Here is a 13,736-nt window from a genome sequence, read left to right on the forward strand (position 1 = left end):
GCACCAGCGAATTGAATGAATGATATTGGATAAAAGATTGCTGTAATATCGAAACATCTTCAAGTCGTGGTTAATCTCTCAATAATATCAATCATAACTATAGGCTAAGGAGTTCAAAGATGGCACAAGTGGATCAAACAATTTGGAATCAAACATTCGCAACACAAAATAGTGAATTAGCATTGTCTGCACTAGATTCTGATTTTATTGTTCTCTATTTCTATCCAAAAGATAATACGCCGGGTTGCAGTAATGAGGCGCAAGACTTTAATCAGCTATTGTCACAATTTACTGCAAAAGGCGCTTCAGTCGTGGGTGCTTCTCGAGATAGCGTTGCGTCACATCAGCGCTTTGTAGAGAAATTTGATCTACAATTTCCGCTTATCTCTGACCCAGATGAAACACTTTGCCGAGCACTTGATGTGATTAAAGAGAAAAATATGTTTGGCAAAAAAGGCTTCGGTATTGAGCGCAGTACCTTTATTCTTGATCGTAAGGGTAATATTCTCAAAGAGTGGCGTAAGGTAAAAGTCGCAGGGCATGCAGCGGAAGTTTTAGAAGCATTATCAACACTTAAATAAGGTAATCAGTTAATGAGTCTATTAGATGATCAGACGATTAAATGATTAGAAAAGCCATCAACAGACCGTTGATGGCTTTCAGTGAAGTAGATATTCTTTGAAAGATGTTACTTTGCAATAGTGAGCGTTGTCTGAATCGCTGATTCTAAAGTCATCTCTAATTGATCGCCGGGCGCAAGTTGACCGACACCTTCCGGCGTGCCGGTATAGATTAGATCCCCTTCTGTCAGTCCATAAGTCTCTACAAGATACACAATAATATCCGCAATAGAGTAGAGCATCAGCGCACTCTCCCCTTGTTGTTTGAGTATTCCATTTTGTTTGAAACTAAAGTGGATATTATCGACATTTGAAATGGCCGATGGCGTTACAAAATCCGAGACAATTGCGGCATTTCTAAAGCCTTTACACTTCGTCCAAGGCTCACCTTTGGCTTTAATTTGGCTCTGAATATCCCGGGCCGTAAGATCTAAACCGATGCCATAACCGCCAATAATGGAGAGCGCTTCCTCTTTGGAGATTTGATCACAATTCTCTTTAATATAGAGCACTATTTCAGTTTCATAGTGAATGTCCTCAGAAAAGGTCGGGAGCTGAATGGGTTGATCGCAGTGGGCGAGTGATGATGTTGGTTTTAAGAAAACAAGTGGTTCACTCGGCGTGGCATTATTGAGTTCAGCAATATGTTTGGCATAATTGCGACCAATACAGAAGATATTTTGTACCGGTTTAATCGCTTGATTGAGTAGAATATGGGGCGTTGTCATAGAAAACCTCTGGGAATCTGTAATAAAAATAGGGACATTTAATAATAATGATTGCTCTCATTGTAGAGGAACACCCGCTTTTCGCAAAGTCTCAATGAACCTTATTGATAAGTTTGATTAAACCTTAAAAGTAACTGAGAATCATTCTCTATTTTTATAATATATTTCCACTAGTTAAGATAATTATTATGTTATTATAATGACCGTTAATTTAGCATTTTTACATCAATGTTCAGGGAACAGTTGGGATCAGATAAGATCAAGACGGAGATATTACAATGGCACAAGAGAATGACAAAGTTCAACATACGGCAGAGAAGACTAAAAAGAAGAGTGGCGATATTGAGAACCGATTGAATGTCTTACGTGCCGGTGTTTTAGGGGCGAATGATGGGATTATTTCTACTGCTGGATTAGTCATTGGGGTTGCAAGTGCCACCACGAATATGATGACGGTGTTGATTGCCGGGCTTGCGGGATTATTAGCCGGAGCATTTTCTATGGCGGGTGGCGAATACTCTTCGGTCAGCACTCAAAAAGATGTGGAAAAATCCGAAGTAGAGAAAGAGAAGAAGCGTTTAAAAGAAGATTTTGCCGGAGCTGAGGCGGAATTGGCTGAATATTATCAAAATGGGGGGCTCTCGCCGGAGTTATCGCAACAAGTGGCGAATGAATTGATGAAAGAGGATGCACTCGCCGCTCGTGTTAAAGCGAAACTCAATATTACATTAGGAGAATATGTAAATCCTTGGAGCGCTGCCTTTTCATCTATTATCTCTTTCTCTTGTGGTGCTATTATCCCATTACTGTTTATTCTCTTTTTGCCTGAACTCTATAAAATTTGGGGTACTTTCGCGGCCGTATCCTTGGCATTAGCATTAACGGGCTTTATTAGCGCAGCGTTAGGCGGTGCACCTCGATTAAAAGCGGTGGTCCGAAATGTGATTGTCGGGATGTTAACGATGGCTGTGACTTATGGTTTAGGGCAGTTTGTGCATATATAGGTTTTGTATATAGAAATAACAATAGTAATCGATAAGTAATGAAATTTGATTGAATGATTTTCTTGCCGACAAGAATTGATCGACCGCTCTAATAAGTAAGAATTAGAGCGGTTTTTTGTAAAGAGTCTCTATACTAACAATTGATGTAATTGGAAATTTTATGGGGAAAAATGATCTTAATCGGGTAATTATGTGCCACTGTAGTATAGTGCTATGAAAGATGTGGCATAATAGTTTCTGATATTAGAACGAGGTCATTATGATTAAAAGTAAGCTGTTAAATAGTGATATTCATCGCATACTTGCCCAATTAGGGCACACAGATCGTATTGTGATTGGTGATGCTGGGCTTCCTATTCCTAGTCAAACAGAGCGCATCGATTTGGCATTAGTTGCAGGTGTCCCAAGCTTTATGGAGACGCTAGAAGCCGTAGGGCCATTGATGCAAATTGAGACGATATTGTTAGCAGATGAGATTAAGGTTAAAAATCCTGATCTGCATAATGCAATTTTAGCGTGGGTGGAAACACAAAGTAGTGAAGAGAAGCCGATTATGGTGGATTATATTACTCACGAAGCACTCAAAGCGCAAAGTGGCGAGCCTGCTTGTAAAACGATTATTCGTACCGGCGAATGTTCCCCTTATGCCAATATTATTTTAGAAGCCGGTGTGGTGTTCTAATGAGCAGTGTTTTAATGAACAAGGTCACTGAGAAAGATCGGATTGAAGTCGGGACGACATTATTGAGTATTGATGGTGTGAGTAAGGCATTTCCCGGCGTTAAAGCACTAGATGGTGTAAGTCTTAATGTCTATGCCGGAAAGGTGATGGCATTATTAGGGGAGAATGGTGCAGGTAAATCCACTTTGATGAAAGTATTAACCGGGATCTATAGTAAAGATGCCGGTGAAATTCGTTATCTGGGTCAACCAGTTGCCTTTAAAAATCCTCGCGATTCCCAAATTGCCGGCATTGGTATTATTCATCAAGAGTTAAATCTCATTCCAGAACTCTCTATCGCCGAGAATATCTTCTTAGGCCGGGAGTTCACCAATGCTTTAGGGTGTATCAATTGGAAAAAGATGCACAAAGAGGCCGATAAATTGCTTAAACGCCTCAGTATCCCCTATAGCACTGATACTTTAGTGGGTGAATTATCAATTGGCGGACAGCAAATGGTGGAGATCGCTAAAGTCCTTAGTTTTGAGACGCGCGTGATCATTATGGATGAGCCTACAGATGCCTTGACGGATACAGAAACTGAAGCCCTTTTTCGGGTTATTCGAGAGCTGAAAGCCACTGGTTGTGGGATTGTCTATATCTCGCATCGTCTTAAAGAGATTTTTGAAATTTGTGATGATGTAACGGTGATTCGAGATGGTCAATTTGTTGCTGAAAAACCGGTGGCAGAACTCAATGAAGATCGATTGATAGAGCTAATGGTGGGCCGTAAATTAGAGGATCAATATCCCCGTATTGAAACGCCGATTGGAGAGACTGTTTTATCGGTTTCTCATCTACAAGGTGCTGGCATTAATGATGTGAGCTTTACGCTTAAACGAGGGGAAATCCTCGGTGTATCAGGATTAATGGGGTCAGGGAGAACTGAGCTAATGCGCGCAATCTATGGTGCGCATTCAAAAAGTACCGGTATTGTTGAGCTAGAAGGAAAAGCTGTGCGTATTCGTTCAGCCGCGGATGCCTTAAAAGCGGGGATCGTCTATATTTCCGAAGATCGTAAACGAGATGGCTTAGTGCTCTCAATGAGTGTTAAAGAGAATATGACCTTAAGTTCCCTGAATCTTTTTCAAGGAAAAGCGAATAATTTACGGCTCAAAGAAGAGCTGTTAGCGGTCAAAACCTATATTGATACCTTTAATATTAAAACGCCCCATATAGAGCAGAATATTGGGCTTCTATCGGGGGGGAATCAGCAGAAGATTGCCATTGCAAAAGGCTTAATGACTAATCCGAAAGTCTTAATTTTAGATGAACCGACACGTGGCGTGGATGTAGGGGCTAAAAAAGAGATCTATCAACTGATTAATGAGTTCAAAAGCCGCGGTTTAAGCTTGATTTTAGTCTCATCAGAGATGCCGGAAGTGTTAGGGATGAGTGATCGAATTATGGTAATGCACGAAGGACGTGTGACGGCCGAATTTGCAAGAAGTGAAGCAACTCAAGAGAAAATTATGGCCGCAGCAGTAGGTAAAGTAGAAGGAATTGCATAATGCAAGGAAATAGTATGCAAACAAATCGTATTAAGAAGTTTTTAATTGATCAGAAATCATTGGTGGCACTGATTGTTCTGATTCTCGGCGTCTCAATGTTAAATGAAAATTTTTTCACATTGAATAATATCTTTAATATCCTACAACAGACTTCGATTAATGCCATTATCGCAGTAGGAATGACATTGGTGATTCTCACCAGTGGTATTGATCTGTCGGTGGGCTCAGTCTTTGCATTGACCGGGGCTGTAGCTGCTTCTATCATTGGGCAAGATATTAATCCTTTCTTTGCCATTCTTGCGGCGCTCTTATTGGGTTCTGCATTAGGTTTAGTGTCCGGCGTGATTATCGCAAAAGGGAAGTTACAAGCCTTCATCGCTACACTTGTGATGATGCTGATTATTCGTGGTGCAACACAAGTCTATACACAAGGAAGCCCTATTGGGCTTGGTATGAGCGATTATGCTTATATGTTTGAATGGATTGGCTTTGGTCGTGTATTAGGGATTCCTGTACCGATTATCATTATGGCGGTAGTCTTTATGATTGCCGGTTATATCTTAAAATTTACTAAACTAGGTCGTCATATCTATGCCGTTGGGGGTAATGAAGCCGCTACTCGATTGTCGGGCATTAATGTTGATCGTGTCAAAATCATTGTTTATATGATGAGTGGTTTTCTCTGTGCGGTTGCGGCAATGATCGAAGTCTCACGACTCTCATCGGCACAACCGACTGCCGGGATGGGATATGAGATGGATGCTATTGCAGCGGTTGTGCTTGGCGGTACAAGTATGGCGGGCGGTCGCGGTAAGATTATCGGCACATTAATTGGGGCATTGATTTTAGGCTTCCTCAATAATGGTCTAAATCTATTAGGTGTCGATGCGTACTATCAGATGATTGTGAAAGGTGCAGTGATTTTATTGGCGGTCTTAGTGGATAATAAGACTGTTCGTTCTTAAGTAGAAGGAGTTGTGCGATGAAAAAGAGAGTATTAAAAACAGCAATGGTAGCCGCATTAGGCTTAGGATTAATGGGGAGTGCGTTGGCGCAAGAGAAGATTGCATTGGTAGTATCAACCCTCAATAATCCATTCTTTGTCACACTGAAAGATGGTGCCGCGGAGAAAGCGAAAGAGCTTGGGTATGAGTTGGTGATTTTAGATTCACAAAATAACCCGGCGAAAGAACTTGCGAATGTGGAAGATATCCTTGTAAAAGGAACGCGCGTTCTACTCATCAACCCTACAGATTCAGATGCTGTGGGCAATGCCGTATTAGCGGCTAATAAGGCGGGTATTCCAGTCATCACGCTTGATAGAGCGAGTGCAAAAGGGGATGTTGTAACGCATATCGCTTCTGATAACGTTGCAGGGGGTAAGGCTGCCGGTGACTTTATCGTTGAAAAATTGGGTAAAGATGCCAAGGTCATTCAACTACAAGGGATTGTAGGAACTTCTGCTTCAAGAGAGCGTGGTGAAGGATTTAAACAATCACAAGAAGCCAATGGTTTTGAGATCATTGCTGCGCAACCTGCAGATTTTGATCGTGCTAAAGGGATGAATGTAATGCAAAATCTCTTAACGGCAAATCCCAATGTCGAAGCGGTATTTGCGGAAAATGACGAAATGGCATTAGGCGCATTAAGAGCGATTCGTTCAGCGGGACAAAATAATATCGTCATCGTCGGATTCGATGGTACAGATGATGCAATTAAAGCGGTAGAACGCGGTCAAATGGCGGCAACCATTGCCCAACAGCCTGAACTTATTGGTGCAAAAGGCGTTGAAGCGGCAGATGTGATTATCAAAGGTGAAACACCGGATAGCCATATTCCTGTTGAGCTTAAAGTAATTACGAAATAATCATTTCAAAATAGTCATTCTGAAATATAGTAAATTTGGTTTAAGAAAAATAGTTTTTTAAACAGCTATTGCGGGATTTTAAAAAACATCAAACCGTTCTAGACAACACTTGCAAGATGCCGGATAGAACAGCTTTCGCACTTCTTACAACTGATGCGCCGGCATTTTAATAAGCTTATTTTGAACCGATTTCACTATAATGATCAGTGAAAGTCTTTTACGTAAAGTCTATTAATTAGATAGACTAAAATTAAACCCTAGTATCGAGCATTTCTTGATACTAGGGTTTGTTTTTTAATGATGCCGAGAAATATTGATAGACTAATCGTGACTAGAACATCTACTCTCTCTTCTCTACGCAATTCTTGGTGATCTATTAAATCAAATAGGGATTTAATCCAAAGGTTTGATACTCATCATCTGATAATCGAAGAGAGAGGGGCAGTGTTAAGATATCTTCAATAAATGGATCGGCGATGAGCGTTTTGGTGCGATCAACTGTTTTGAGGTAGGTATGACACTCATCACACACTTCTGCATAGAGTGGGCGATCGAGTTCTTCAATTTTACTCTGATAGAGCGATTTATTGCTGTGACACTCCGTACATTGTCCACGCACAACGTGCCATTTGGTCTCACAGAAACTACAGTAGAGATAACGTAGGCCATTATCACTATTGTCGAGCACGCTACTGATTGCTGGCATATTACAGCAAGGGCAGAGCTCTTTGTTGCGAAGTAGATAATCCTCATCTACTTGAAGCCGGCTCGCTTCAAAATGAAGTAACACTTGCAAGGCAGTGACGAGGAAAAGTCGTTGATGTTGAGGAAGATTATTAAACTCTAGAGCGATGAGCTTTTGATAATACTCAGTAATAAGAGGTTGGCCTTGTTGATTGATCTCTGTTTGTAGGGCGATAAGATGGGTTTTAATCTCATCATTTATTTCGAGGTCCGCCAATAGCGTCTCAAGCATAGTGAGTAAAGCTTGTTGATAGAGCGGTGCGAGCGATTGATCTACTGATAAAAATGGCGTCTTCGCATTATTGTGATTATTTACAACGATGGTGGATAATGGGTGATCCTTTTTGAGTGCCTGATAAGCTGCTTCTTGGGCTTTTACAACTGATTGAATAAAAGGTAAGAAGTGCGCTTCGGGCTGTTTAGTGATCGCTTTTTCGATCGCTTTAAGACGATAAGGGTAGTAGGAATCTTTAGGAGGTTGGACGGGGATAATTTTTTCAATACCGCCGGTGGGTGTCATAGTCATAATTCTGCTCTTTTAAGAAATATTTGAATTCATATAGCAACGCACCAATAAATGGTGCGTTCTGAAGTAAGAATAAGATGATAAAACTAGGGTCTAACATCTACTCTTTTTAGTAAGCATTGTTCATCAACATTGTTGACCAATATTGATACAGAAGTTGCAGAGGGTAATCTGCATATCTATCACAATATGCAGTTCCCCATTTTACTATGGATTATTTGCTTTGTTCTGTATCGTGAGAGGCGGAAGCTTGTTGAGCTGCAGTATGTGCTGATGCTTTGCGCTTAATGGCGCCTGCACTTTCGGCTTTATCGTAATTATCCATCACTTCTTTGTACCAAAGTGGATGATGGCTCTCTGCCCATTTTTCAGTAACAACACCCTCAGTCATCGCACGAATGGTGCCTTTTACCCAGATCGCTGCATACACATGGACAATAATAGAAGCGATAAGGATCAGCGCACACCAAGCATGTAACAAGATTGCTACCCGGCGAAGCGGAATGCTAAATGAGTTTGCAAAATAAGGCTGCCACATGATGATACCGGTTGTGACCAATACAATCATTGAGAGCGTCATAATCCAGAACATGATCTTTTGACCGGCATTATATTTACCGACGTTAGGAAGATGTTCTCCTTTGATCACTTCTTTAACAGACATTGCCCACTTAACATCATATTTGTTTACGAAGTTACGTTTGTAATAGCGGAAAAACTGAACAAAGAAGCCCACAAACATAATCACACCCACGAAAGGATGGACGATACGAGCCATTTGTGGTGTACCAAAAATTTGACTAAACCAGAAAAAGCTTGGGTAGAAGAATGCTAATCCTGAAAATGCTAAGAGAATAAAGCAGGCTGCTACGATCCAGTGATTGATACGTTCGGAGGCCGAATAACGTTGAATTAATTTATCTTTAGCCATGGTCTATTTTCCTTCTTTTTCCACTTTTTTAGGATCAATGACTTCTTTACCTTCTTCAGGATCATCTGCGCGGCTTGGGCCTACAGTGACATAATGTAAGAATCCAGTGAAGACAGCAGCAGCAATACCCACTGTTGAAAGTGGTTTGAGTAACCCTTTCCAGAGGCTTGTTACGGGGCTGATATGTGGATCTTTCGGTAAGTTGCTATAGAGCTCAGGTTGATCAGCATGGTGAAGAACATACATGACATGTGTACCACCCACGCCAGCAGGATCGTAAAGACCTGCATTTTCAAATCCACGAGCATTCAAATCTTTAATACGTGTTGCGGCATACTCTTTCATATCTTCTTTTGAGCCGAATTGAATCGCGCCAGTTGGGCAAGATTTGACACAAGCAGGTTCTTGACCTACAGATACTCTGTCTGAACAGAGTGAGCATTTATAGGCTTTGTTATCTTTTTTGCTAAGACGGGGAATATTGAATGGGCAACCTGTAATACAGTACCCACAACCAATACAATTTTCTTGGTTAAAATCTACAATCCCGTTGTTATACTGCACGATAGCACCAGGTGAAGGGCAGGCTTTTAAGCAGCCGGGGTCTTCACAGTGCATACAGCCATCTTTACGAATGAGCCACTCTAATTTGCCATTTTCAGTGGTTTCATTAAAGCGCATAACGGTCCATGATTCATTGGTTAAATCAGGTGGGTTATTGTAGGTACCATCACAAGTTCCAACTTCATCACGAAGATCATTCCATTCAGAACAAGCAACTTGACAGGCTTTACAGCCAATACAAGTGGTGACATCGATCAATTTAGCCACTTCAACACCTTGTCTCGCATCGGGTGATTTTGTAGAAGTCGCTGAACGACGTTTAATATCTAAAGATTCTAAAATCATTTTTGCTTCCTTTTAGGCGTTGAGGGGTTCAATATTCACAAGGAATGTTTTATATTCCGGTGTTTGTGTATTCGCATCACCTACGGCTGAAGGGAGGAAGTTGGTCAAGAAACCTTTTCTTGCAACGCCTTCAAAGCCCCAGTGAAGTGGAACGCCGATTTGATGAACCACTTTGCCCTCAATCATTAATGGGATAATTCGTTTTGTAACAACAGCAACCGCTTCGATATATCCACGATTAGATGAGACTTTCACTTTATCGCCGATCTTAATGCCTTTCTCTTTTGCCAATACTTCACTGATTTCCACAAATTGTTGTGGTTGAGTGATTGCAGCTAAGCGAGCATTTTTAGTCCAAAATTGGAAATGTTCTGTAAGGCGGTAGGTTGTTCCAACGTAAGGGAACTCTTCATGTGAACCGAGCATTTTTCGGTCGTCTGCAAACATTCGTACAGCCGGGTTATTCACCGGTGTGTAGAGTGGGTTATAGCCTAGCGGTGTTTCCATTGCCTCAAAGTGAGTAGGGAAAGGTCCATCTACTAATTTTCGGGCAGAGAAGAGTCGACCGACCCCTTCTTCGTTCATGATGAATGGATCCATCTCACTACCGGGACCTGCTTTAGCGTCAAAGTCAGGTGTGTCCCAACCAACCCAACGCTCACCATTCCAATCAAATAGACGGCGTTTAGGATCCCAAGGATTTCCCATTCTATCTGCAGATGCACGATTATAGAGAATACGGCGGTTTGCAGGCCAAGCCCAAGCCCAACCTAAAGTTAATCCTAAGCCTGAAGGGTCGCTATTATCACGATTAGCCATTTGGTTCCCTTCTTCAGTCCATGAACCTGCATAGATCCAACAACCTGAAGCAGTAGAGCCATCAGCACGTAATTCTCCAAATCCACTAAGAAGTTCGCCTTTTTTACGAATCAACTTACCTGTTTCATCATAGAGATCTTCAAGTGCATAGCCATTTTGCTCTTTAGTGATCTCTTCTGGCGTAGGATAGAGCGGTTGTGCATAATTCCATTGGATATGATGAATAGGATCAGGGAATGCGCCGCCTTCAGCTTTATAGAGCTCCCGAAGTTTAAAGAGTAGCAATGATAAGATTTCTGCATCCCCTTTTGCTTCTCCCGGGGCATCAGCCGCCTGATAGTGCCATTGTAACCATCGTGCTGAGTTTACAATCGAACCACTTCCTTCTGCAAAGCAGTGTGCAGGTAAGCGGTAGACGGTTGTCATAATCTCTTCAGGTTTACTATCATTGTATTTACCATGATCTTGCCAGAAGAGTCCTGTTTCTGTCGTTTGAGGATCAATAATCACAAGATATTTCAATTTGGCTAATGCTTTACGGTTTTTGTTCGCATTAGGAATTGCTGCAAGCGGGTTAAATCCTTGGCAGATAAAACCATGCATCTCACCATTCGTCATCATTTCAAATGAGTTCATAATGTCATACATTTTGTCCCATTTAGGCAGATAGTCGAATGCAAAGTTATTTTCACGCGTTGCATAAGGACCATAGAACGTTTTCATCAAACTATTGAAGAATTTTGGAGTATTTTTCCAATAGTTCATTTGGCCCGGACGGACAGCCTTCGGTGTTGTCTCAGTAATATATTTCTCATAAGTGCTTTGTGAGTCACTAGGAAGATTGAGATATGCCGGTAATTGCGTTGAGAGCAATCCTAAATCTGTTAAACCTTGAATATTAGAGTGACCCCGAAGTGCATTCACGCCACCACCAGGAACCCCCATATTACCGAGGAGTAATTGAACTACAGCCATTGTACGAATCATCTGTGTTCCCACAGTATGCTGTGTCCAGCCTAGTGCATAAAGAATGGTTGATGCCTTGTCATTTGCAGCGCAATCACCAAGTGTTTCAGCAATATAGAGGAAATCTTTTAGCGGTGTTCCCGTAACACGTGTAACCATTTCTGGCGTATATTTATCATAATGCTGGCGCATAAGATTAAAAATACAACGAGGATGTTGTAAGGTTTCATCTACTTTTGCATAGCCATTTTCATCTAAATCATAATGCCATGATTCACGATCATATTTTTGTGTCTCTTCATTCCAACCTGAGAAGAAACCATCTTCAAAATCATAGTCAGGGTGGACGATGAATTTCGCATTAGTATATTCTTTAACATATTCAAGGTTGATCTTATTATTGTCGATTAACCAACGAATAAGCCCACCTAAAAAGACGATATCTGAGCCTGAACGAATCGGCGCATAGAAATCAGCAACAGAAGCGGTACGATTAAAACGGGGGTCAACACAAAGTAATTTTGCGCCCCGTTTTTTAGCTTCGATTGCCCATTTAAAGCCAACAGGATGTGCTTCAGCGGCATTTCCACCCATTACAAGTACAACATCAGCATTGCGGATATCGACCCAATGGTTAGTCATTGCGCCACGACCAAAGGTAGCGGCTAAACTTGCAACAGTTGAACCATGACAAACACGTGCTTGGTTATCAATAGAGAGCATGCCGAGTGCTCGGACAAATTTACCTGTTACGAATCCATTTTCATTTGTTCCCGCAGAAGTTGCTAAGAAGCCTGTTGAAGTCCAACGGTTAACGGTGACACCATCAGCATTTTTAGTTTGGAAATTAGCATCACGATCATCTTTCATATGACGTGCAATTTCTGCAATCGCATCTTCCCAAGAAATGCGCTCCCATTTATTAGAGCCAGGGCGACGCACTTCAGGATATTTAAGGCGATTAGGGCTATGGATATAGTCGATAACACCAGCACCTTTAGGACAGAGTGAACCACGACTAACGGGATGATCAGGATCCCCCTCAATATGCATAATTTCTGCTTGAGAGTTTTTAGGTTTACCCCCCATTGAGTAGACAAGCATCCCACAACCTACAGAGCAGTAGGTGCAGACTGTACGAGTCTCTTTGGCTTTCAAAATCTTATATTCCCGAACTGCCGCCTCGGAAACCGCTGGCATCATCCCTAAAGCTGCAAGGCTGGTTCCACCGATTGTTCCGGCCGACACTTTGAAGAATTGTCTTCTTGATAATTGCATTGTCGCATCCTTTTATGATGTTGAATCACTAATCCACAGGTAACCCGCCACAACCTCTTAATATTTGATATAGATCAGAAGAAGTGGATTGCCTGTGTATTAGTGTGAAAAGTATTTTAAACGTTAAATTATACCTATTTTAACGAATTTTTTCTCAAATAAATGTAAATCATCAATTAGTCAATCAGCCAATATAGCTATAGGCTAGTTGTTGAGAAATATTTACAACTACTCGTTTTATTCAGAAAAATATTACCAATTTTGCGTAGGTAAAATATGAGTAGGTTTTTTTGAGGGGTAGATTTTCTCTGTTAAATCATGTTAAAAATGGGGATTGATTTCGTGAAAGATTGGCGATAAACGATATATTTATCAATAAATTGAAGTAAGCTAAAGGGAAATTGCTCATAATGTTGATGTGGAATTATTTCAGTATCGCATAGCAAGTAACTCGAACAATTATCAATAAGAAGATTATCAAAATCGTAAAACATGATTGTAGTTGTTGCTTTTTTGAGGGAAAAATTATCCCAATTTTATGAGTTAAGCGCTTCAGATATCGCCACTAATTTAACCTGAGTTCGGGATAAGCAGGTCAAAAAAGGCAAAAAAAAGAAGTCCAAAATTGTTAAAGTTAATGTACTAATAAAAACTCAACAAAAAGGACTTCTTACATGGACAACCTAACCGAATTATACTGCCACATTGACGACTTTTACCAAGCATTCAAACCACAATTTGAACGTCAGCTGATCGAAAATGGGACAAAGCGATTAAGAGCATGCAAGATAAGTGTACCAGAGATAATGACTATATTGGTACTGTTTCATCAATTACGTTACCGTCAATTTAAAGGGTTTTACTATCATCATATGCTAGGCATGATGAAAAAAGATTTTCCGGACTTACCAAGCTACTCACGTTTTATTGAATTAGTACCCCGTGCTCTTGTGCCTTTGTGTGCTTATCTTAAAAGCTTGATGGGAAGTTGCACAGGTATTAGCTTTGTGGATGCCACCAAACTATCTGTATGCCATAACCGGCGGATTAAGCGTCATAAGGTCTTTGAGGGGATTGCTCAAAGAGGTAAGACAAGTATGGGTTGGTTTTAC

At 41.0% G+C, this 13,736-nt stretch carries 11 protein-coding genes and 1 pseudogene; 7 read left to right on the plus strand and 5 right to left on the minus strand.

From position 1 onward, the window contains the following. The first annotated feature begins 119 nt into the window (after positions 1-119). Complete coding sequence (locus DC083_RS03940) at positions 120-581, plus strand: peroxiredoxin (protein ID WP_109188945.1); 462 nt, start codon at positions 120-122, stop codon at positions 579-581. A gap of 107 nt (positions 582-688) precedes the next feature. Here the strand turns inward: DC083_RS03940 and DC083_RS03945 are convergent, their stop codons facing one another. Continuing rightward, positions 689-1,348 (minus strand): fumarylacetoacetate hydrolase family protein, encoded by a 660-nt coding sequence (locus tag DC083_RS03945; protein ID WP_109188946.1) that lies wholly within the window; start codon positions 1,346-1,348, stop codon positions 689-691. A 278-nt stretch (positions 1,349-1,626) separates the two neighbouring features. Between DC083_RS03945 and DC083_RS03950 the strand changes: the two genes are divergently transcribed. From DC083_RS03950 to rbsB, 5 genes are all read left to right on the plus strand, one after another. Continuing rightward, positions 1,627-2,352, plus strand: a complete 726-nt coding sequence (locus tag DC083_RS03950) for a VIT1/CCC1 transporter family protein (RefSeq protein ID WP_109188947.1) — start codon at positions 1,627-1,629, stop codon at positions 2,350-2,352. A 259-nt stretch (positions 2,353-2,611) separates the two neighbouring features. Next, the gene (gene rbsD / locus DC083_RS03955) at positions 2,612-3,034 is read left to right on the plus strand and encodes a D-ribose pyranase (protein ID WP_109188948.1); all 423 of its coding nucleotides are present in this window, start codon (positions 2,612-2,614) and stop codon (positions 3,032-3,034) included. A gap of 14 nt (positions 3,035-3,048) precedes the next feature. Beyond that, positions 3,049-4,584: a ribose ABC transporter ATP-binding protein RbsA gene (gene rbsA / locus DC083_RS03960; protein ID WP_109188949.1), complete on the plus strand. Its 1,536-nt coding sequence runs from the start codon at positions 3,049-3,051 to the stop codon at positions 4,582-4,584. 14 nt (positions 4,585-4,598) lie between these two features. Next, the gene (gene rbsC, locus DC083_RS03965) at positions 4,599-5,549 is read left to right on the plus strand and encodes a ribose ABC transporter permease (protein WP_308430459.1); all 951 of its coding nucleotides are present in this window, start codon (positions 4,599-4,601) and stop codon (positions 5,547-5,549) included. A gap of 17 nt (positions 5,550-5,566) precedes the next feature. Further along, a complete protein-coding gene (rbsB, locus tag DC083_RS03970; protein ID WP_109188951.1) occupies positions 5,567-6,451 on the plus strand; it encodes a ribose ABC transporter substrate-binding protein RbsB in 885 nt (294 codons plus the stop codon). A 376-nt stretch (positions 6,452-6,827) separates the two neighbouring features. Here rbsB and fdhE read toward each other — a convergent pair whose 3' ends face one another. The 4 genes from fdhE to fdnG all read right to left on the minus strand — a co-directional run bounded on the left by fdhE (position 6,828) and on the right by fdnG (position 12,624). Next, positions 6,828-7,721 (minus strand): formate dehydrogenase accessory protein FdhE, encoded by an 894-nt coding sequence (gene fdhE, locus DC083_RS03975; protein ID WP_109188952.1) that lies wholly within the window; start codon positions 7,719-7,721, stop codon positions 6,828-6,830. Between the two features lie 214 nt (positions 7,722-7,935). Further along, a complete protein-coding gene (locus tag DC083_RS03980; RefSeq protein ID WP_109188953.1) occupies positions 7,936-8,652 on the minus strand; it encodes a formate dehydrogenase subunit gamma in 717 nt (238 codons plus the stop codon). A 3-nt stretch (positions 8,653-8,655) separates the two neighbouring features. After that, complete coding sequence (gene fdxH, locus DC083_RS03985; RefSeq protein ID WP_109188954.1) at positions 8,656-9,561, minus strand: formate dehydrogenase subunit beta; 906 nt, start codon at positions 9,559-9,561, stop codon at positions 8,656-8,658. Positions 9,562-9,573: 12 nt separating this feature from the next. Further along, a complete protein-coding gene (fdnG, locus tag DC083_RS03990; protein WP_109188955.1) occupies positions 9,574-12,624 on the minus strand; it encodes a formate dehydrogenase-N subunit alpha in 3,051 nt (1,016 codons plus the stop codon). Positions 12,625-13,298: 674 nt separating this feature from the next. Between fdnG and DC083_RS03995 the strand changes: the two are divergent. Further along, positions 13,299-13,736, plus strand: a pseudogene (locus DC083_RS03995) (IS982-like element IS1592 family transposase); the annotation flags it as partial.

This window comes from Ignatzschineria ureiclastica (genome assembly GCF_003121845.1).
Lineage (GTDB): Bacteria > Pseudomonadota > Gammaproteobacteria > Cardiobacteriales > Wohlfahrtiimonadaceae > Ignatzschineria > Ignatzschineria ureiclastica.

Excerpts from the sequence above, each read along its gene's own strand:
- DC083_RS03945 (WP_109188946.1), bottom strand. The coding sequence starts at position 1,348 with ATGACAACGCCCCATATTCTACTCAATCAAGCGATTAAACCGGTACAA.
- DC083_RS03950 (WP_109188947.1), top strand. The coding sequence starts at position 1,627 with ATGGCACAAGAGAATGACAAAGTTCAACATACGGCAGAGAAGACTAAA.
- fdhE (WP_109188952.1), bottom strand. The coding sequence starts at position 7,721 with ATGACTATGACACCCACCGGCGGTATTGAAAAAATTATCCCCGTCCAA.
- DC083_RS03940 (WP_109188945.1), top strand. The coding sequence starts at position 120 with ATGGCACAAGTGGATCAAACAATTTGGAATCAAACATTCGCAACACAA.
- rbsC (WP_308430459.1), top strand. The coding sequence starts at position 4,599 with ATGCAAACAAATCGTATTAAGAAGTTTTTAATTGATCAGAAATCATTG.
- rbsB (WP_109188951.1), top strand. The coding sequence starts at position 5,567 with ATGAAAAAGAGAGTATTAAAAACAGCAATGGTAGCCGCATTAGGCTTA.
- fdnG (WP_109188955.1), bottom strand. The coding sequence starts at position 12,624 with ATGCAATTATCAAGAAGACAATTCTTCAAAGTGTCGGCCGGAACAATC.
- rbsD (WP_109188948.1), top strand. The coding sequence starts at position 2,612 with ATGATTAAAAGTAAGCTGTTAAATAGTGATATTCATCGCATACTTGCC.
- fdxH (WP_109188954.1), bottom strand. The coding sequence starts at position 9,561 with ATGATTTTAGAATCTTTAGATATTAAACGTCGTTCAGCGACTTCTACA.
- rbsA (WP_109188949.1), top strand. The coding sequence starts at position 3,049 with ATGAACAAGGTCACTGAGAAAGATCGGATTGAAGTCGGGACGACATTA.
- DC083_RS03980 (WP_109188953.1), bottom strand. The coding sequence starts at position 8,652 with ATGGCTAAAGATAAATTAATTCAACGTTATTCGGCCTCCGAACGTATC.